Raw genomic sequence first — 20,182 nt, 5'->3', positions numbered from 1 at the left:
AATTATTTGGAACCGGCTCGCCAGTTGAATCCCCAACCGAAAGCTTTATCCATATCGGAATGCCCGTTAAAGAACTGATTGATACGCTCGACGCGGATACTGCCGTTCTCATTGACCAGGCGAGCAATCGCACACATGTTGCGGCGATTCTCCCCTTCAGTCATACGCGTTTCAATCGGTGGCTGGTCTGGAATGTGCAGCGTGACTGCGCCATCCGTTTTGTCCCAGCTCGCCGCACCTTGATAGATGAAGGCGAAAACCAACACTTCGCGAATCTGACTCCATTCGCGACCGTTGATGTGCAGCCATTCGCCATCGGTCACTTCGCCGGTACGATCATCGCCCTGCAAGTGTACGAAAGGTTTGGCATGCATGGCGCCAAAATTGCCGCCCAGCGCCTGGATCACACCGCGCGAACCGTCTTGCAGCTCAACGAAGGCACCGAGATCGAGATCCACGCCTTTGTTGCCGCCGAACAACCCGCGCAATCCGCCGCCACCGCTATTAGTTTCACGGTGCCAGTTCAGATTAATGCGGATCTCACCGAAGTTATCGCGCTTAGTCAGGCTGATGGCGGGCTTCTCTTTGGTGAGAGAAACTTTGCTCAGATTGATTTTTGCTGGTGCTGGCGTGGGTGCTGGAGCCGGTGCCGCCTGCGGAGCAGGAGAAGGCGTTGGTGCAGGCGCAGGTTCCGCTATATCCACACCAAAATGTTCCGCCAGCGGCTGCAAGCCGCCGTTGAAACCCTGCGCAATAAAGCGGAATTTCCACTCATTATTGCGACGGTAAAGTTCGCCGAGGATCAACGCCGCTTCCTGACGTCCCACCAGCTCCACGTTACCGCTCAGCAGCACGTTGCCGCCCTGCTCCACCTGAATCGCCAGACGTTGCAGACCCGACACGTTGCGGCCGCCGTCACAGGTGACGGTAAAGGCCACTTTCTGCACGTCAGGACGCAAGTGGGTGAGATCGACAGAAAAGGCGGAATTGTGCCCTTCGCTTTTCAGGCTGATGGTGCGGTCATCGTTATCCGGCTGGCCGTAGAACACCATATCGGCATCGCCATTGACTTTGCCGCTGGCGAACAGACGAAAGGCGGAAGCATCAACCGCGGCGCCAGCGAGCACGCGCACCGTCAGCAGATTAGCGGGAACGGGAGCATTGCTCCCCGGCGTCATATTCATTAGCGCACCACTGCGGCAACGATGTCGTTTTGCATCGCATCGATGGTACGGCCGGCACTTGCGCGGCCGTGCGCCGTGAAGTCCCACAATCCGCCATTGCGGTGCAGCGAAGCAATCACGATGCCGGTATGGCTGCCTTGCTCAGTCAGCTCATAGCGCGCCAGCTCTTTGCCGTTTTGATCAACCACGCGGCAGAAGGCATTTTCCACTTCGTTGAAGGTTTGGCCCTGGAAGCTGTTCACGGTAAACGCCAGATACTCAACGTTGGCAGGCAGACGTGATAACTCAACGTTGATCACTTCATCGTCGCCATCGCCTTCGCCAGTACGGTTATCGCCGCTGTGTTTAACCGCACCACATTTGGAGGTTAATGCGCGGAACCAGATGGTATCAATGGCATTACCGGATTGATCCAATAATACGCAGCTGGCATCGAGATCGATTGAATCTCCGCCGCCGCCAAATAGCTTGCCTAACAAGCCTTTCTTTTTAATTGGATCCCAGCCTAAGCCGAAATGTAATTTATTCAGCGAAGCGGTTTGTTTGCTGAGTGAGACCGTCTGATTCTTGCTTAATGAAACCATGTCATAATTCCTTCAAACAGGTTTGAAAAGGGTTTTATATTTGCATCAAATTCCATGAGGGCAAAATCATATCATGAGGATATTCATGATCAGCATTAATTTTCACAGCAATTTTATGAAACACAATAAAGCGTTGCAGAAGAACAACTTAAGAGAATCCAACCCAAAGAGACAACGCACTAAACATGACAATTCTTTACATTAAAATTCATAAGGTTACGTTAGGGTAAAAAATCATATTATGATTGACTCGTTTCGAGGTGAGAAATAAACTCGCCAGTCATAACCCAGCCACCAGCCTCTTGCGGAAATAATTAGAAATGTCTCAAAAAATTTGGCTAATGGAAGGTTTATCCTCCCAACGCGATATAATTAATGGCATTACATCTACAGCTAAAAAACATAACTACAACGTGTCGATTTATGCATCACATCGCCAATCGCGTAATGAAATACTTTCTCTGGCCGATCATGCATTAATTGAACCTGGTGATATTAATCAGCGCCTCGAATTTATTCTTTCTACCGTCAAAAAATACGCCATTCAGGCGATCCATACCGGTCGACATGCGCATTGGTTTGAAGCCCATCGTGCCGCTATTGAAGCCAGCGGTGCGCGCTTAACCACCGGCGCACGTGACGTCGCCATGCTGAATCTGGCCGATGACAAAGTCGCGTTTGCCCACCATATGAAAAGCCTGAATTTGCCGGTGGTGCCTTCACTGCGCGTTGATTCACCCGTACAGTTGCGCGAGTTGATCGCCCGTAAGCCCTTTGGCGATCTGCCGCTGTGCGTTAAGCCGGTTACCGGTATTTATGGCATGGGATTCTGGCAGTTTGATGAAAGCGTCTCACCGATGGCGGCGTTTACCCATCCGGATGCGCGCCGGGTGAAAGCCGAATTTTACTTACAGGCGCTGGAAGCCGCCGCCAGCATGGAACCGCTGGTCCTGATGCCGTATCTGCCGGGCCCGGAATATTCGGTTGATATGCTGGCGGAAAACGGCAAGGTGCTGGCTGCCGTCGCGCGGCGTAAAGAAGGTGCGCTGCAGTATCTGGAGAACAGCGGCGAAGCCTTTGAGCTGGCGCAAGCCTGCGCCGCCGCGATGGGCGCAGATGGTTTGATCAACGTGCAGACGCGCAATGATGCCAGCGGCAAACCGCTATTACTGGAGATCAATATGCGCCCTTCCGGCGGCATTGGTTACACCCGTTTCAGCGGCGTAAATCTTCCCGGCTTGTTTGCCCTGCGCCAGCTAGGCTTGATCAGTCAGCAGCAGGTGATCGATGACGCACACCGCGACTTCACGCCAGCAACCGTCCGCGCGCTGAGCGACGTGGTGGCGTACAACCCCGTCCTGTCCAACCAGGTTCAATGAGGAATTATCCATGACCACACTTTGGAGCAGGACGCTTTCATGCGGCACGCTGAGCGTCACGCCAACCGGCGGCATCAACGCCATCGACGATCTGTTTGAGATCGCCGAGCGCCGCAATCCCAAGCGCGCTTTTCTGTTCGTCAGTAAAGTCCTTGGCCGCCACATTCCGGTCGCGCCGGAGAAAATGCGCGCCGTTTATCGCCAGCTGGCGGAGCAGTTCCCGCCGCTTTCTGACGGCCCGGTGCTGTTTATCGGCATGGCGGAAACCGCCGTTGGTCTGGGCGCAGGCGTATTTGATGAAGTGCGCCAGCGCGTGAGCGAACCGGTTTATCTCACCTCGACGCGCCATCCGCAGCAGGCGGATTTGCTGTGCGAGTTCAAAGAGAATCACAGCCACGCTACCGATCACCTTATCTATCTGCCCGATGATGTGCAGCTGCGCCAGCGCGTGCTCAACGCGCGCACGCTGGTGATGATCGATGACGAAGCCACCACCGGCAACACCTTTATTAACCTGCTCGAAGCGCTGCGCAACGACGGCGGCTTAAAACAGATCGAGCAGGTTATCGCCGTCACGCTCACCGACTGGAGCGGCGATGCGTTACCCGCGCGCTGTCCGGTGCCGGTGCACACCGTGTCGCTGGTGCAAGGCGACTGGCACTGGCAGCAGGATCCCGACGCCGCGCTACCGCCGATGCCAGCGGTGGCGCTTAACGACGCCGCTACCGTGCCAATAACCGGCAAACAAAGCTGGGGCCGACTCGGCATGGAAACGCCAGCGGGCGATCTTGGCCGTGCGATTCAGGCGCAGCCGGGAGAAAAAATCCTCGTGCTCGGCAGCAGCGAATTTGTCTGGGAGCCCTTCTTGCTGGCCGAACGTCTGGCAGCACAAGGCGCTGAGGTGAAATACAGCTCCACTACGCGCTCGCCAATCGCCACCGGATTTGCCATCGAATCGGCTATCGCCTTTGGCGATAACTACGGTCTCGGCATCGCCAATTTCGTTTACAACGTGGCACATCAGCAGTTTGACCGCATTTTGCTGTGCATCGAAACGCCGGTCGACAGCGTGGATCCGCTGTTAACCACGGCACTGGCCAAGGTTGCGCCACAGGTGGAAGTGATCAGCTATGAATAAACCTGTAATTTTTTCCGACCTCGACGACACGCTATTTCAGACGCGCCGCAAAATGGTGGACGAGCTGGATCTTGAGCCGTTCCGCACCGGCGCGCTCGATCTCAGCCTGCAGCCGCGCAGCTTTATGACCGAAGAGCAGTCGATGCTGGTCGACTGGATGATCGAGCAGGCCGATTTGATCCCGGTCACCGCACGCGGCACCGAAGAGATCGCGCGCGTGCAGATCCCATTCCGTTCATGGGCGGTGACCACGCATGGCGCGGTGATCCTCAACCCGCAAGGCGAGGAAGATGCCGCATGGCGCGCGCACATGCTGGAAAAACTGACGCCGTACGGCCCGGCGCTGCTCTCGATGCAGCAGGCGATCACCGACCTGATGGCAGAGCGCGACATCAACGGCTGGGCGCGCATCAACTATGAATATGGCGTAACGCCGATCTATCTGGTGATGAAACACCGTGACAGCACGCGCCTCGAGGAGCTTTACGCCATCGCCGATGAAATTGAGCAACGCTTCCCCACCGCCGGCTATTACATCCATCGCAACAGCAACAACGTCGCCTGGCTGCCGAACGTGGTGGAAAAAGGCTTAGCCGTCAGCTACCTGCTGGAAAAACTGCGTAACGAGCGCGGCGTCTTCCCGGTGATCGGCCTCGGCGACAGCCTCAGCGATCACCGCTTTATGAAGCTGTGCAGCTGGTACGGCATTCCGCGTCAAAGCCAGTTTGCCGAACGCATCAACCAATCCATATTCGGAGAACAATCAGATGGTGAATAATTTGCCTTTCTCTGGATCGTACCAAGCCGGCGACGTCGAATTCCTGCTCAAGCCCGTCGAGATCGACATGACGCCGGTGGAGCAAAAAGAGCAGCTGATCCAATCCGGCGCGCGCCACTATTCCGAGATGTTGAGCCAGGAACCGGAACCGACGCGCTGGCACCTTGAGCTGTTTTCCCGCGCGCTTGACGAAGGTGCCGGACGCCTGGCGAAAGAAGTCACCATGCTGGCACGCACGCTGGCACACCAGTTTGGTGACACGCCGATTGTGCTCGCAAGCCTGGTGCGCGCGGGCGTGCCGCTCGGCGTGATGCTGCAACAGGCGCTGCGCGCGATGGGCCGCGAATCCTACCATTACGGCATCAGCATCATCCGCGATCGCGGGATTGATGAGGCCGCGCTGGAGATCATCGAAGCGCGCCACGGCACCGCAGGCATTGTGTTCGTTGATGGCTGGACCGGCAAAGGCGCCATCACCGGCGAGCTGATCCGCAGCCTCGAACATCGTCCCGGCTATCCGGCGCAACCGCGCTTGGTGGTACTGGCCGATCCTTGCGGCAAGGCGTGGCTTTCGGCCAGCGATGATGACTGGCTGATCCCGTTTGGTATTATGGGCGCGCCGGTGTCGGGCTTGATCTCGCGCTCGTTGTGGTCGGAAGAAGGCCTGCACGGCTGCGTGCAGTGCGACCATCTGGCGCAATACGATTGCAGCCAGCAACTGGTGAACACCGTGGCGGAATACGCGCGTTCGCTGGACATCAGCGCCCTGCCCGCTTGCCTGCAGGATCCACAACATCAACAACAACTTGTGGCGCAAAGTGAAGCGGTGATCGCCATGCTGGCGGCACGTTATCAGGTGAACAGCATCAACCGCATCAAGCCGGGCATCGCCGAAGCCACGCGCGCCGTGCTGCGTCGCGTGCCGGATCAGGTGCTGGTGCGTTCGATGAACGATCCCGACGTGGCGCTGCTGGTCTATCTTGCCCAACAAAAAGGGCTGACCATCACAGAAGCGGGAGCCGATCTTGGGCAATACCGCGCCGTGACGATAATCAAAAAGGTGCTGTGATGAACGGCCGTCTCTCTCCATGGCGTTTGGGCGCAACGCTGTATATGCCGGCGGTGCGCAACGATATCGTCGATGCCATTCTGCACAATAAAATCAGTGGCCTGCGCTCGCTGGTGATCTGCCTGGAAGATGCGGTCAGTGATGCGGATTTGCCGCAGGCGCTACACAATCTCCAGCAAATCCTGCAGGTGTTGAATGCCGAACAGCGCGCCAATGGCAACGTGCAGTGGCCGCTGGTGTTTATCCGTCCGCGTAACAGCGAGATGGGCGCGTGGCTGGTGGAAAACCTTAACCTCAGCGCGATAGACGGTTTCGTGTTGCCGAAATTCACCGCCGATTCTTTGCAGGTTTGGTGGAAGATTCTCGAACCGAGCCATCTGTGCATGATGCCGACGCTGGAAACCGAAGAGGTATTCGACGTGGTGGCGATGCGCGAGCTGGCCCTCACGCTGCAAAACCATGCTTGCCGCGAGCGCGTGATCGCCTTGCGCATCGGCGGTAACGACTTAATGAATGTGCTGTCGCTGCGTCGCTCGCGCCACTTCACGCTCTATGACAGCCCGATGGGTTACACCATTAAAATGCTGGTAGCGGTATTCGCGTCGCGGGATTTTGCGCTAACTGCGCCGGTGTGCGAGCACATCGACGATCAGCAGATTATGGATCAGGAACTGGCGCTGGATATCGCGCACGGATTGGTGGGCAAAACCGCCATTCACCCGAGCCAGATTGGCAAGATTCAGGACATGCTGATGGTTTCCGCCAGCGATCAGGCGGATGCCTTCCGCATCCTCAACTCAAGCCAGGCAGTATTTAAATCGCAGGGCGCGATGTGCGAACCGACGACGCATCGCCGCTGGGCCGCCGCCATCCTGGCCCGCGCGCAGGAATACGGCATCGCACCTGATACCCGCTCAGATGGCGCATTGATGCTGGTAACCTAAATGACAAACCCCGTAGGGTGGGCATTCATGCCCACCGCTTTACCACCAAACTAAAGACCAGACGTAAGAATTTTCGCACCCTATTTACCTGATATTTAAATACCCTCTGATACTGTCGAAAACCGTTTGCCAGGAGGGCGATACAGATCATTGACCACTAACGCAGGCCTCAATCGACCATGCAACTCAGTACCCGACAGACACGCGTATTCATGCTCGCCTCACTGCTCAGCAGCGGCAAACCGGTTGCATCCAGCCGCATTCTCGCCTCACTCAACTGCTCCGAACCCACGCTGACGCGCGCGCTAAAAGAGCTACGTGAATCCTGGTCTGCGGAGATCAAATACAGCCGCCTCACCCATTGCTACCAACTTACTGAACCCGGCAAACTCGACAAGAAAAGCCTGCGCCATATTAATGAAGCGCTCAAACTCAATGCCGAACTGCAACAGAGCGAAACCGTCAGCCGAGTATTTCTGGATAAAGAGAAAAAGAAAGCGGTGTCACTGTCGTTGCGTATGTCGGTTTTGAGGAAGATTGATCAGGTTGTAAGACTAAGTGAAACGACAAGAAGTGATGCGGTGGAGATGCTGGTTGAGAGCGGGCTGGATGAGTTGATTGAGAAGTTAATGCTTAAAAAGAATTAGTTCAAACGGCTGTAATATTTCAGCAGTGGTTTAATGACGTTTATTGCCGCGATAATTACCAACTAACCTCAGCGATGCAAACCTACCTCACTCCCTTAAATGTTTAATGGACCTCATCGGCCTGGACATTGTCCCCTAACCTACCAAAACTGTTAACGTAATCACGTTTCATCGATCGTAATATTCATCATTAACATTCACATCATCGCCCCACATGATGACTAACACAGAACAGCCTTTCTCCTTTGTTAAATTATAAATAAATCATTCAAAATCAATATTTAAAATAAAAATCTCGCAGTAACCGAATCGCGTTAAAGCTCTTTTTAATATCGAGTGTAAAAACTGGTAGAAAATTGGAATCCTGTTTCATAAACTCAAATTGTTAGTTTGATCAACTATCACTCAATGTAATATCATCAGTGCCGTTGATAGGTAGAGGCCGCTTTTTTAGGTCAGATAGTCCACATTTGCTCGGCTAAGTAAGCAGCGTGAGCAACAACAACTCCCCAATTGAAATCGGTAATTGGGTTAATGGATTAACAATGTTCAGGCGTTACCAGGAAGGTACCCATGACGTTTTCACAACATAACATCACAGCCAATACTCTCGATGCGCTGATGCAGAATACCTGGCTATTGGCGCTCGCGGTCCGCAATGGGCAATCGATCACAATTGATGATGCGCTCTACCAGCGTTGCTTCAATATGATTCAACAGGTTCAGGATCAACTCACTACAGCGGGAGTACCAGCTTCTCTCTGCGAAGAAATCAAATTTGCGCACTGCGTGTTTCTTGACGAACTGATCATGACCATTCCGGAAACTGATATCTCTGCCTGGTGGAAACGCACACCTTTGCAGGGGCACTTTCTCGGGCACCTCAATGGAGGTGAGCATTTCTACGAACGCATCCAAAAACTGCTTCGTGAACCTGCAGTAGCTGAAGCCGCCGTTAGCTGTTACTACAGAATGCTGCATTTTGGGTATGCCGGAAAATACCGAACGGAAGAAGTTGAGGAGCGTCAGTCGCTGATGCAGCAGCTAAAAGCGCGGTTGCCGCAGCAGAACGGATCTGCCGACTCAGCGGTAATTATCCAGCGTTCAAAATATAAAACATCTTTCAGGCAACGTTCTCCCTGGCTTATTCGCAGCAGTGTGCTGGTTGCCATTATTGTCGTCACTTTCATCATGAACGGTCATCTGCAATATCTGTTAGTCAAAGGCTAGGCTTCGGGCAAACAAATTTCAGGAAGGAATCTGTAAATGGGCAAAAAGGATTTTGTTATTCCAGGCGGCAAGACGCCGGTATATAACCACTATCAACTGAGCATCCAGACGCTGAAAAGTCAGCGTCCCGATATCCTGTTGTCGGTGCTGCGTTTTAGCGGTGAAGAGGCATTAAATACGCCGTGGAAGTACAGCATTGAACTCACCAGCGCTACACGCGATATTCCCGCCGATATTCTGATTAACAGCACGGCCCAGCTATTGTTTTATCCTGATGGCCAACCCTGGCAGCCAGTAGAACCCCGCATTTTGCGCGGTGTAGTGACGGCTTTCCAGCAGTGTGAATCCTCTGCTGACGAAACACGGTATGTGGTAACGCTGGAATCGCGCCTTGCGCTGCTAAAAAACAGCCTGACCTATGCCGTTTACCAGCATAAAAGCGTACCGGGTGCGGTAGAGGATATCCTCAAACGCTGGGAATATTCCTCGCTGGATTATCACTTTCGCCTGAATACGCAGTATCCGATTCGCGATTTCTATATCTCATATGCGGAGAGCGATCTCGCCTTTATTGAGCGTCATCTTTCGCGCATTGGTGTCTTTTATTACTTCACCTGGGATGAAGAAAATCATCGCGATGTGCTGGTCCTCGGTGATAGCGCGCAGGCCTATGGTGCTGAGCAAAACATCGTCTTTCGCCATCCGTCAGGGTTATTTGATGGCGGCCAGGAATCACTCTGGGATATTTCAGTTAATCGTCAATCCGTTACCGCCAGCACACGACTTAATGATGAGTATTACCGCAACGCGCAAAATGACATGCAGGCGCGGGCGGAAACCGATCCTGATAAACCTGCGCTTACGGGAGAGCTATATCGCTACGGTGAAAACTATCAGTCGCTGGGTAAGGAGTACCAGGCTCTGCCGGAGCAGGGACAGTGGTTTGTCAAACGCCGTCAGGAACGCCTGATAACCGAGCAGGTCACTTTCGACGGTATGAGCAACGGCATGGATATCCGTCCGGGCATGGTGATCTCGCCACAGGGCAAGACGTGGCCGGATGCGCCGGATGGCCTGCTGGTGGTGACTACCTCATCAAACCGTATTTCGCGCGATACCGCCTATGTAATTCGCTTTACCGCCGTGCCCGTTCGCCCGCAAAGCACTTATCGCCCACCGTTGAAAAGCTGGCCGCAAATTGCAGGCACGCTGCTGGCTCGCGTCACCAGCCCGGTAGAAAATGCGCAATATGCTGAACTTGATGAACATGGCCGTTATCGGGTGCGCTTTCAGTTCGATCTGAACGAATCCTGGCAGTCTGGTTTTGAAAGCGTACCGGTGCGGCTGGCGAAGCCTTATGCAGGCAATGTCTATGGCTGGCACTTTCCGCTGATAGCCGGAACGCAGGTGATGATTGCCTTCACCAACGGCGATCCTGACAGGCCTTATATTCTGTGCTCGGTACATGACTCTCGTCATGAAGATCATGTCAATCTCTATAACTATCAACGCAATGTGCTGAGAACTCCGGCGAATAACAAACTCCGATTTGAGGATCGCCGTGGATATGAGCATGTCAAACTGTCGACGGAATTTGGCGGTAAGAGCCAACTCTCACTCGGACATATCGTCGACAGTTCACGTAGCAAGCGCGGTGAAGGGTTTGAGCTGCGTACAGACAGCACCGGTACGCTGCGAGCCGGTAAGGGCCTTTTCCTGACGGCTGATGCGCAGACCACTGCAACCGGGCCGGTACTGGAAATGACATCGGCAGTAAGTCTGGTCAAAGGTGCGATCAGCCAGATGAGCGACTGGCAGTCGATCACTCAGTCTCACCATAATCTCCAGCCTGATGCCACGCATCTCAGGGCTTATCTGGCCGCCGTCGACCAGCTCAAATCCCCTGCCATGTTGCTGAGTGCGCCGGAAGGGATTGGCGTTGTCAGCCCCAAAAGCATCCTGCTCAACTCAGGCAGCACTCTGCATCTGCAAAGCAAGACGGAAACCAGCATTGCCAGTGGCAAACGCATTCAGGTCAACGCCAGCCAGGCGATTTCTTTGCTGTCACAACAAGAAGGGATTCGCATGGTGTCGGGACAAGGCCCACTGACGGTGGAATCGCACGGCGATACCCTGGGACTGACGGCGATGAAAGATATCAGCGTGCAAACCGTTCAGGGTGAACTGCGCCTGACCGCGAAAAACGGCATTGTGCTGGGTTGCGGCGGCGCAACCATCAGGATTACGCCGCAGGGTGATATCCAAATTCATTCACCGGGTAAAACCAGCATCCGTGGCGTCCATGCCTGGAATTCTCCTGCCAGCGAAGAAACAGCGCTGCCGGACCTGCCTAAATCCGTGTGCAAAGAGTGCCTGAAAAAGGCGCAGGAAGCCGCGCTTGCTTTCGCGCCAAGGGGATAACCATGACGGATATGAATAAGGGTGCAGGATGGTTGAAACAGGCCACCGCGCTTTGCACTGCTGCCGGACAGGATTATCTCGATGTGCTGGTTGATCAGGCGGGCACAGCACAGCCGCTGCAGCAGGCACTGAACCAGATCACCCCACCATTACGCTGGTTTGAGCTGTTTGCAAATACGCCGGAAGCGGCAACGCCAGAATATTCACCGCTGGTGATGCGATTGCATTTTAGCATCAGCAACCACCAACGCTGGCTGGAACAGCTGGTGGAGCACTTTTCCACCACGCCGCGTTTGACCTTGCTGATATCGCCACTGGCATTCGACCTGCTGAGTAGCCATTTGCAGGCACTGTCACAGGTTCACTGGGAAGAACAAACTGGCTTGCTGCGTTACTACGACAATCGCGTATTTCCCTCGTTACTTGATCACGTCCTGACGCCAGAGCAGCAGGCGGCTTTCACCGATATTGCGCTGTTCTGGAGCTGGCGGGATCGTGATAACGAAGTGGTTTGGAAAACCGGTACCTGGAATCCGGGTCGACAACTTGCTGATGCGCCGGAAATGAATCGTGTAAGCGATGCGCAGGTTGAGGTGATGGGATGTATCAGTGATGCCGAGATGTTGATGAAGGAGCAAGCAACTTCAACTCTTTCGCGAGAAGCACATTTTACAGACTGTTTGGCAATTGCAATGCGGGCAAGCAAGTCTGGCTACGTTGGTGATTTGGCTGATTTTAGGGATTGAAAAGTCATGAAAAAAATTGCGGTTAGTTGCTCACTACTGATTTTATCGATGATGGCTGGTTGCTCGCAGGCAAACAGTGATGATGGCTATACAGCTGGCGATCTTCGTGCAGTAAACCATGTCGAGGGACAGGGTATAAATGGTTTTTCAGTGAATGGATATCACGTTCCAGGTTTAGGAGGGGGATATTGCTGCATCATGCTTCCTGAAAAGTGGACGCCTGAATTGAAAGCTCGGGTTGAATGGGAAACAGATCCTGAACCCTATGTACATTTGCCACCTTTGGGTACTGACGAATATCGAAAGGCATATGCGCTTCATAAAGCAAATTATCGGCAACACAGCATCATCGTTGATATCCCCCAATACGGCAAAGAACGCTGTGGTTTAACCGTGCACTTTCTGCCCTGTAACCAGGTAAAAGTAACAACGGCTTGCTACGGATACGGCACTGAAAACTATCCGATCAAGGAACCGCTTAACATGAAGGAGCCTACATCATGTCCCGTGAAATGAGCCTCGCTCTGCCCTGCTTTGCGCCTCCAATGTTTCCTGATAGTGGTCGCTTGCCGCTAAGTGAATCACAGGTTAATGCCAATTATAAAAAGCAGATCCGCGAAGAAAGTGATTACCGAGCCAGCCTGGCTGAAGAAACCGGGAAGAAAGGTATCGTACCTTGCTGTATAAGCCTACATATCAGCTTATTTTTCGATGGGACGGGAAATAATGAAGAGAACGATACGCGTATAGCTAAACCATCGCATCCGACCAATATTGCTAAGTTGTATCACGCGACATATCAGAATGCTGACGGTGATGGTTATTTCCGCTACTACATTCCTGGTGTAGGCACACCATTTCCTAAAATCGGCGAAATGGATTATAGCAATGACGGTCTGGCTTTCGCCGCTGGTGGAGAGGATCGAATTAATTGGGCGCTGCTGAGATTAGTGGATGCTTTGACTTATGCCATCAGCAAAGGGGCTAAACGGCTTGACGATAGTGTGGCGAAGGGAATGCTGTCCAGCATGCAGGCTCGCGGAGCTTTTTCAGGCGAAGTGAACCGACGTAATGCGATCACCCCCTTGTTAAAGGCGTTGGAAAGTCAGGCAGTGCAGACCCAGCAGCCCCATATTCTGGGTATTAAGTTATTTATCTACGGCTTTTCTCGTGGAGCTGCCGAAGCGCGCACTTTTGTGAACTGGTTAACCCAGTTACCCGACCCCAAATTAAAAAACGATCATCTGAAACTTGCTGGTTTACCCATCAGTATTGAGTTTCTGGGATTACTGGATACGGTGGCGTCTGTTGGGGCAGCTCACATTATGCCGGGTGCTGCAGGTCATATGGGCTGGGCGGATAATAGCCAGCAATTACCTGATGAGCGTAAATTCCCTGAATTGATTAAGTGTTGCCGACATTTCGTTGCCGCACACGAACAGCGCTTATGTTTCCCTCTTGACTCAGTTCGTCGCCCTGATGGCAGTTATCCAAGCAACACTCAGGAAGTTATTTATCCTGGGATGCACTCAGATGTTGGCGGCGGCTATCCTCCTGGAGACCAAGGAAAATCATGCAATAGCGTAGGTGAAATTTTATCGCAAGTCGTTCTCCACGATATGTACGCAGCGGCGTTTGAAGCAGGAGCACCACTGGCTATAGATGAATCCAATGTTACTGAAGTTATTAGAGATATATCCCCGACTCGCGTATTGACAGCCAGTGTACGAGATGAATTTGATTTCAGTAAAACACTGATTAAACGCTTCAACATCTGGCGTCAAACCCTGCTCAACACCACTCTGCAAGGCAGCGAAGAGGCTGGAGATACATCGGAAGGTTATCGCGCCTATCAACTTTCTCAGACACTTGAAAGCGCGCTGATCGATCAGATTGGCTGGATCACTGCCTGGCGCATTGGCCGCTACGCTCACGGCAGCATGCTTCCTCAGGGCGATAAGTTTGCCAACAGTTTCTTTAACAAAGCACCTCAGCTAACTCCTGAAGGGCTTAAAAAAGAAGCTGAAGATCATAAAGCAGCGGTAAAAGCGCTTAACTCACGCCGAGCAGAGGCCAAAAAGAGCCGCTTGCCGCTGGACGAAAGCTTGCAGGGCAAACCCGATCTAGATCCGACTAACGCTCAATATCAACTCCGCGAAGCTGCGCGTGAATTCCAACACGACTATAAGCTGTGGCGGCGAGACATTAATGGTGGCTTGATAGATAAAACTGCGCAGATCGTTCTGGATGTGATCCCCAAGCACGCCATCTTCCTGATCAACGGTGACGATGAAGACGCGGAATACGCGCAGATGAAAACCGATGGCAATCGTCGTTATCCGCAGCTGTTTATCGACAAGCTGGGCAACGGCATTCGTACTCAACCGCGTGCTGACTTGTTAGCCCTTTACGATGAACAAATCCACGATTCCCGCGCCTGGTTTATGCAAAGTGCATTGGGGGGACGTGAACCCTGGGGCGGTTATTTCCGCTATCGCATGCTTTACTGCGGCAACCAGACCAATAAGAACCTCCGTTTGATTTCCGTCGAAGGCAAAGTTATCAACGCCGCGCCAACCTCCAGTAACGTCATCTATTTTATCGAGCCGAAAACCGCTTATAACAATGTGACTTATAAAGTGAAGGATATGGCGACCGGTGTCGTTCAAACACTCACTCCACCAGAGGCAACCACCCAACCAGGCGCTGCAGTTGCCCTGGCTCGCACCAGTGTGATTAGCGAACAGCACCAGGCCATGATGACCTCTGCCATCGATATGCTGAAATCATCGGGAGCGCGAGTGGTATGACACTTAAAAAACTGGTGCGCGTGGGCGATACGCTCAAACCTTACGGTGGTGAAGTGCTCAGCGGGAGTTTTGACGCGTTTGGCAAGCCGGTGGCCTGCGTAAATGACAAAGCGAAATGCAACGAGCACGGCATGACCACCCTCATTCAGGGAGCAACCAACAGCACCGTAAACGGTAAAGCGGTGGCGCTGGATGGGCATAAATGTGCCTGTGGTTGCACGCTGGTCAGTTCACTACCGGATATGGATGTCTGCGGATGAACCAGCCGCCGGTTTATGCCGACTACGCCACCATTCACCCGGCCCGCTGGCGGCGCTGGTGGGTGGCATTGCCCGTGCTGCTGTTTATATCTGCGATGACTACCATGCTGTTGTGGCCGGAGGGAAAGCCGACTCGTTCGCCGCTTTTCTGGTTCTGCGCGCTGGTCTTGCCGCTGCTGTGCTGGTTGCTGGCGGTGACGCTGCGCTGGCTGGTGTGGCTGCAATCTAGCGATAACAGCCGCACGCACTATGCGGAAACCTCGCTGGCGCTCGACGCCTGGTGGCGTCAGCGCAGCCAGGCCTTGCCGGTTGAAGCCGTGTTGCTGGTGACGCCAGTTGGAGACGACGCGTCGGAACATCTGGCGCTGTTGTCGCAACCAGCGGACGCTCCACAACCGGGCATCAACGCAGAAGGTTACGCTCAGTTGCGTTGCCCACTGGTGCTTAACAGCGCCCGCAGTCGTCCTGTCATGCTGGCGGCTTATCTCGCCAATCGCCTGGTGATGCATGTGCATCAGTCAGGTGATACACGCCCGGTCACGCATCTCTGTTGGCTCGGTGATGACCAAAGTCTGCTCGCCTTTCGTGAAACGCTGCTGGCAGCGGGCATGATTTTGCCTGAAGAAACCATTCGACTTAATGCGATTGATGGCGAAGACAGCGTTATCGATCTGCTCGCCAAGACAGCTCCGACTTTGCTGCTGTGTTCCGGAAGTGGCGAAGGATTGTCTGATTGCACCCCGGTTGCCGGGGAAGCGGCCTTTGCCTGGCTCTGCTCGGCGCAGGGGACTGCGTTGATGCATCGATCGGAGCGCTGGCAACCGGCGTTGGGTGAAACGGCCACTCTGGCCGTCGCACAGCTTTCCCGTTATGCCGGATTAAGTGATACGCCGGATACGGTGATCGCGGCGGATGCCCCCGCCATGGAAGCGTTGCTGGATGGCGGCTGGTCCGCGCTGGATCACGTACTTGCCCCATGGCTTGGCCATGCCGGGCAAATAACACCGTTTACGTTACGGTCGCTGGCGCTGCTCTCGGCGCTCAACGGCCAGTCCTGCGGCTGGATCGCCGCAGAAATGGAATCTCAATACATTACAGGAGTTTGTATTCCCCGTGGAAACATCCCGCACTAATCACCGGCACTCGCTGTTCTGGCTGGTTTGTGGCTATTTGCTTGCCGTAACCCTGCTGGTGCTGACTGGCGCAGGGCTCTATTACTTCGCAGGCAGCAGCATTGATCTACCGGAGGCTCTGCCGCGCCAGATTGCTTTCTGGTCATTGATGGTCTGGCTGGCGCTGGTGTGGTTTTGCCCACTGTTTATTCTCGCCTGGCGCGGGCTGGTGCGACTCAATGCGCGTGAAGCAACAGGCGCAGCAGATTCGCAGAAACAGCGTCCTGCAGAATATCAGTGGGTGCAGGATATTATTACCCAGATGCGCTACCAGTATCGGTGGCGCTGGCGCAGCCGGGTACGCATTCTGCTGGTGGTCGGCGATGAACATCTGGTTGAACGGAGTATCCCTGGCCTTACAACTCAGCACTGGCTTGAGGGGCATAATACCTTGCTGCTCTGGCACGGCAGTCCGCAGGAAAATCCGCTACCCGCGCAGCTACGGGCGTTGCGTAAAATTCGTCGCCAGCTGGCAGATGCTGTGGTCTGGGTCGTGAACGCCGAAGCTGAAATGACCCAGGATGTGCTGGATACTACGGCTCGCCAGATGCAGAAGCGTTACAGCCTGTTGGGCCAGGATATCCCGCTGTGGCTATGGGAAATTCACGCACCCTCTTTGCATAGCGCCACCGCGCAGGGGATCGGATTCACCATCGCGCAAGGCGACAGTGCGGACGATTACCGTCAGTCACTGAATGATCTTGAGCACCAGCTGGTTGAGCGCGGCATGCAGCAGACTGAGCGTAATCGCCAGCACAGTTTCTTACTGGAACTGGCGCACGTGCTGCGCAGCGGTGGAGCGGATCGCCTGACACGAACCTTGTCGCAGCTCTCCGTAGGTGCAAGGGCGCTGCCGCTGGCTGGCGTGGTACTCAGCCAGCCGGAGACCACCGGAAGCGCTTCATTCCGTCATGCCTGGCAGCCGGGAAAAGCCTGGCTGGATTTATTAGCGCTACGCTGGCGCAGGCCGGTAACTAATGGTGCCTCATGGCGGAAAACGTTGCTGACGCTCTGCTCCTGCCTGCTGATTATGTGGATGGCCTGCCTGGTGTTTTCCTGGATTACCAATTTTCGCCTTATACAGGCAGATCAGCATCTTGCCGCCGCCGCAACAGATTCCCGTCAGCCGCTGCAGCAGCAACTTTCAGCTTTGCGCGAGTTGCAGAAAGAGATCGAGCGTCTGCAGCATCGTCAGCAATATGGTGCGCCCTGGTATATGCGTTTTGGCCTCAGCCAGAATGACGCACTGTTGGATTCTCTGTGGCAACAATGGCAGCAGGCGGCAATGCCGCTGCTGCGTGATGCATCCGTCAAGCGCCTGACTATGCTGATGAGCGGCTGGCGTAACCTGCCGCCCGACAGCCCGCTGCGGGCCGATGATGCTAAAAGCATGTATGACCTGCTCAAGGCGTACCTGATGCTGGCACATCCCGAACAATCCGACCCGGCGTTTTTCAGCGCCACGGTAATGAAAATCTGGCAACTGCGTGATGGCATTCAGGACGCCAGCTGGCGCAACAATGGCGGCGCTATGCTGGCCTTTATGATGACGAATCTGCCTGCGCACCCAGAATGGCAGTTACAACCGGATTTGCGACTGGTCAGCAGTATGCGCTCAGCGCTGCTGCGTCAGATTGGTGCCAGCAATGCAGAGACCTCGCGCTATCAGAAGCTTATTGAACTGGTGTCCCGTGATTATGCCGATATGACGCTCAGTGAGATGGTCAGCGGCACCGACAGCAGCAGGTTGTTCAATACCGATGAAACCGTGCCGGGCATCTTTACCCGCAAAGCGTGGGAAGAAGCAGTGCAACCGGCGATTGAGCAAGCAGCGAAAGTACGGCGCGATGAAATCGACTGGGTGCTGAGTGATAACAAAACTGCCAGCAACAATGATCTCTCTCCGGAAACGCTGCAAGCGCGGCTGACAGATCGCTATTTCTCCGATTACGCCGGAGCCTGGCTGAAATTTCTCAACAGCCTGCAATGGCAGCGGGCGGAGAGCCTGTCGGAATCGATTGAACAGTTAATCCTGCTGGCCGATATACGCCAGTCACCTTTGATTGCGCTGATGAACACGCTGAATATGCAGGGCCGGACGGGGCAAACTGGCGGTAATCTTACCGATTCGCTGGTGAGCTCTGCAAAGAATCTGCTCAGCAGTGACAAAACCCACGCCATCGCAAGACCGCAAGGTGCAAGTGGTCCAATGGATGACGCTTTTGGCCCCTTGCTGGCACTTACCGATACCGGCGCAGCGGCTAAAGATAGCCTCAGCCTGCAAACATTCCTGACACGTATCACCCGTGTTCGTCTGCGACTGCAGCAGGTAACCAACGCGCCGGATCCGCAGGCCATGATGCAGTCGTTAGCATTGACGGTGTTTCAGGGCAAAGCCGTTGATCTCACTGACACCCGCGATTACGGCAGTCTGATTGCTGCCAGCCTCGGGCAGGAGTGGAGCGGGTTTGGTCAGGCGGTATTTGTCGAACCGATGGTGCAGGCGTGGGAGCAGGTGCTCAGCCCCACCGCTGAAAGCATTAACAGCCAGTGGCAGAACGATGTTGTCACGCCGTGGGATCAATCGTTTGCCGACCGCTACCCGTTTGCCAACCGGCAAAGCGACGTCTCCTTACCGCATTTAGCGCAGTTTATGCGTACCGACACCGGGCGTATCGCGCAGTTCGTTAACAGTCGCCTCGGTGGCCTGCTACGGCTCGAAGGCGATCGCTGGGTGCCGGATGCAATGAACAGCCAGGGACTGACGTTCGATCCTGCTTTTCTCAGCGCGCTTAATAAACTGACGCACATCGCGAACACCGCATTTGTCCGGGGAGATGTGGAACTGCATTTCCAGATGATGGCAAAACCTTCCCGCGACATAGTGGAATCGGAGCTGACGGTGGATCGCCAGAAGCTGCAATATTTTAATCAGGAAGAGAGCTGGCAAACGCTGAACTGGCCAGACAACCGCTGGCAGCCACAAACCACGCTGACCTGGCGCAGCACCCGTACCGGAACCCGCATTTATGCCGATCACCCTGGAAGCTGGGGCCTGATCCGCCTGCTGGATAGAGCCCGCATCACCGATCTGGGCAGCAACATCTACCGTGTTGTCTGGCCGACGCCGGACGGGCTGGCGCTTAACTACCAGATTCGCACGGAACTCGGCAGCGGCCCGCTGGCGCTACTCGAGTTGCGTGGATTCCGCATGCCTGCGCGGATATTTATTTCCGATACACAGAGTGAAGTTGCGCATCAGCGAGGTGAACAATAATGGCTCGTTTCGCCCATGTGTTGTTGATTTGCTGCGCGGCAACATTGCTGAGCAGTTGTGGCGCATGGCAAAAAACCAAACAGGGAACAGCAAGCATTGCCGATGCCGTGTTTTATCGCCAGGTCAACACCCTGCACCTGACCTTCACTGCGCGTACAGCGATCAATCAGGACGACGCCCAGCAGTCGATGTCTTTGCGCCTGATTATTTTGCAGCTCAGCACGCGTCAACGTTTCGATGAAGCCGAATATAGCAGCCTGCTGGTACAGCCAGATTGGGTGCTGAAAGAGAGTCTGGTGGCGCAACGTCAGCTCAGCGTCATGCCGGGACAAAGTGTCAGCCTGGATATGCCAATGGAGAAGCAGGCGCAGTTCGTCGCAGTCGTGGGCTTGTTTCGCCAGCCGGACCGGGAGCGCGGCACATGGAAACGGGTGCTGAGCCGTGAGGAGCTTGATCCGGACACACCGCGCACGATTGAAGTAAGGGATAACACCCTGAGTTTGGAATTGTTGAAGTAACTATTCAATTTAACGGCAGGAGCCA

The 20,182-nt window shown here is 54.4% G+C and carries 17 protein-coding genes; 15 read left to right on the top strand and 2 right to left on the bottom strand.

The genetic code is table 11. From position 1 onward, the window contains the following. Window positions 1-2: 2 nt before the first annotated feature. Window positions 3-1,184: a TerD family protein gene (locus ACXIZX_RS04710; protein WP_479403689.1), complete on the bottom strand. Its 1,182-nt coding sequence runs from the start codon at window positions 1,182-1,184 to the stop codon at window positions 3-5. Then, window positions 1,184-1,768 (bottom strand): TerD family protein, encoded by a 585-nt coding sequence (locus ACXIZX_RS04705; protein WP_008103751.1) that lies wholly within the window; start codon window positions 1,766-1,768, stop codon window positions 1,184-1,186. The genes ACXIZX_RS04710 and ACXIZX_RS04705 overlap by 1 nt, the downstream gene beginning before the upstream one ends. 320 nt (window positions 1,769-2,088) lie before the next feature. On the opposite strand from ACXIZX_RS04705, the gene ACXIZX_RS04700 reads away from it, so the two are divergent. The 15 genes from ACXIZX_RS04700 to tssJ all read left to right on the top strand — a co-directional run bounded on the left by ACXIZX_RS04700 (window position 2,089) and on the right by tssJ (window position 20,157). Beyond that, window positions 2,089-3,147, top strand: a complete 1,059-nt coding sequence (locus tag ACXIZX_RS04700) for an ATP-grasp domain-containing protein (protein ID WP_479403688.1) — start codon at window positions 2,089-2,091, stop codon at window positions 3,145-3,147. A gap of 10 nt (window positions 3,148-3,157) precedes the next feature. Further along, window positions 3,158-4,285, top strand: a complete 1,128-nt coding sequence (locus tag ACXIZX_RS04695; RefSeq protein ID WP_479403687.1) for a phosphoribosyltransferase domain-containing protein — start codon at window positions 3,158-3,160, stop codon at window positions 4,283-4,285. Beyond that, a complete protein-coding gene (locus ACXIZX_RS04690; RefSeq protein WP_479403686.1) occupies window positions 4,278-5,063 on the top strand; it encodes an HAD family hydrolase in 786 nt (261 codons plus the stop codon). Before ACXIZX_RS04695 ends, ACXIZX_RS04690 begins: the two co-directional genes overlap by 8 nt. Further along, complete coding sequence (locus ACXIZX_RS04685) at window positions 5,053-6,132, top strand: cysteine protease StiP family protein (RefSeq protein ID WP_479403685.1); 1,080 nt, start codon at window positions 5,053-5,055, stop codon at window positions 6,130-6,132. The genes ACXIZX_RS04690 and ACXIZX_RS04685 overlap by 11 nt, the downstream gene beginning before the upstream one ends. Then, window positions 6,132-7,076 (top strand): HpcH/HpaI aldolase/citrate lyase family protein, encoded by a 945-nt coding sequence (locus ACXIZX_RS04680; RefSeq protein ID WP_479403684.1) that lies wholly within the window; start codon window positions 6,132-6,134, stop codon window positions 7,074-7,076. Before ACXIZX_RS04685 ends, ACXIZX_RS04680 begins: the two co-directional genes overlap by 1 nt. 179 nt (window positions 7,077-7,255) lie before the next feature. Then, on the top strand, window positions 7,256-7,723 hold the full coding sequence (locus ACXIZX_RS04675; RefSeq protein ID WP_479403683.1) for a LysR family protein: 468 nt from the start codon (window positions 7,256-7,258) through the stop codon (window positions 7,721-7,723). Between the two features lie 573 nt (window positions 7,724-8,296). Then, window positions 8,297-8,953 carry a type VI secretion system protein TssL, short form gene (gene tssL, locus ACXIZX_RS04670; RefSeq protein WP_479403682.1) on the top strand — a complete coding sequence of 219 codons (657 nt, stop codon included), beginning with the start codon at window positions 8,297-8,299 and terminating at the stop codon, window positions 8,951-8,953. 36 nt (window positions 8,954-8,989) lie between these two features. Beyond that, entirely contained in the window at window positions 8,990-11,374 is a 2,385-nt protein-coding gene (locus tag ACXIZX_RS04665; RefSeq protein ID WP_479403681.1) for a type VI secretion system Vgr family protein, read from the top strand. Window positions 11,375-11,376: 2 nt separating this feature from the next. After that, the gene (locus tag ACXIZX_RS04660) at window positions 11,377-12,120 is read left to right on the top strand and encodes a DUF4123 domain-containing protein (protein WP_479403680.1); all 744 of its coding nucleotides are present in this window, start codon (window positions 11,377-11,379) and stop codon (window positions 12,118-12,120) included. 6 nt (window positions 12,121-12,126) lie between these two features. Continuing rightward, on the top strand, window positions 12,127-12,636 hold the full coding sequence (locus tag ACXIZX_RS04655; protein ID WP_479403679.1) for a DUF3304 domain-containing protein: 510 nt from the start codon (window positions 12,127-12,129) through the stop codon (window positions 12,634-12,636). Further along, on the top strand, window positions 12,621-14,930 hold the full coding sequence (locus ACXIZX_RS04650; RefSeq protein WP_479403678.1) for a T6SS phospholipase effector Tle1-like catalytic domain-containing protein: 2,310 nt from the start codon (window positions 12,621-12,623) through the stop codon (window positions 14,928-14,930). The genes ACXIZX_RS04655 and ACXIZX_RS04650 overlap by 16 nt, the downstream gene beginning before the upstream one ends. Then, complete coding sequence (locus ACXIZX_RS04645; RefSeq protein ID WP_312179647.1) at window positions 14,927-15,190, top strand: PAAR domain-containing protein; 264 nt, start codon at window positions 14,927-14,929, stop codon at window positions 15,188-15,190. The genes ACXIZX_RS04650 and ACXIZX_RS04645 overlap by 4 nt, the downstream gene beginning before the upstream one ends. Then, window positions 15,187-16,323, top strand: coding sequence for a hypothetical protein (locus ACXIZX_RS04640; RefSeq protein ID WP_479403677.1), 1,137 nt, complete (start codon window positions 15,187-15,189; stop codon window positions 16,321-16,323). Before ACXIZX_RS04645 ends, ACXIZX_RS04640 begins: the two co-directional genes overlap by 4 nt. After that, window positions 16,304-19,639: an ImcF-related family protein gene (locus ACXIZX_RS04635; RefSeq protein WP_479403676.1), complete on the top strand. Its 3,336-nt coding sequence runs from the start codon at window positions 16,304-16,306 to the stop codon at window positions 19,637-19,639. The genes ACXIZX_RS04640 and ACXIZX_RS04635 overlap by 20 nt, the downstream gene beginning before the upstream one ends. Further along, window positions 19,639-20,157 carry a type VI secretion system lipoprotein TssJ gene (gene tssJ / locus ACXIZX_RS04630; RefSeq protein WP_479403675.1) on the top strand — a complete coding sequence of 173 codons (519 nt, stop codon included), beginning with the start codon at window positions 19,639-19,641 and terminating at the stop codon, window positions 20,155-20,157. Before ACXIZX_RS04635 ends, tssJ begins: the two co-directional genes overlap by 1 nt. The last annotated feature ends 25 nt before the right edge of the window (window positions 20,158-20,182 follow it).

This window comes from Candidatus Pantoea symbiotica (assembly GCF_056491525.1).
This window is presented reverse-complemented; position numbering and strand designations above follow the sequence as displayed.